This is a genomic window from Kytococcus sp. HMSC28H12 (genome assembly GCF_001816045.1).
GTDB lineage: Bacteria > Actinomycetota > Actinomycetes > Actinomycetales > Dermatophilaceae > Kytococcus > Kytococcus schroeteri.
Map to the genome: position 1 here is coordinate 1 of NZ_KV824496.1, position 588 is coordinate 588.

At 69.4% G+C, this 588-nt stretch carries 1 protein-coding gene; it reads right to left on the reverse strand.

All coding sequences use genetic code 11. From position 1 onward, the window contains the following. Nucleotides 1-588, reverse strand: a 588-nt coding sequence (locus tag HMPREF3099_RS07065) for a methylmalonyl-CoA mutase family protein (RefSeq protein ID WP_237769789.1), incomplete at both ends; no start/stop codon positions are given.

Sequence of the window (588 nt, forward strand, 5' to 3'; positions counted from 1 at the left end):
AGATGTAGGTGTTGCGGACCATGAACTCCTTGAGGATGTCGTTCTGGATGGTCCCCGAGAGCTGGTCCTGGCTCACCCCCTGCTCCTCGGCCGCGACGACGTAGAGCGCCAGGATGGGCAGCACCGCGCCGTTCATGGTCATGGACACGCTCATGCGGTCCAGCGGGATGCCGTCGAACAGCTGGCGCATGTCCAGGATGGAGTCGATGGCCACGCCGGCCATGCCCACGTCACCGGCCACGCGGGGGTGGTCGGAGTCGTAGCCGCGGTGGGTGGCCAGGTCGAAGGCCACCGAGAGGCCCTTCTGCCCGGCGGCCAGGTTGCGGCGGTAGAACGCGTTGGACTCCTGCGCGGTGGAGAAGCCGGCGTACTGGCGCACCGTCCACGGCTGGTTGACGTACATGGTGGGGTACGGGCCGCGCAGGTAGGGCGGGGCACCGGGCACCGTGTCGAGGAAGTCCAGGCCGGCCAGGTCGGAGGCGTCGTACACCGGGGGCACGTCGATGCCCTCGGGCGTGGTCCACGGGGCGCGCTCGGCACCAGTTCCGCACCGGTGCGGAACTCGACTGTCGAGATCGGCACCGGTGC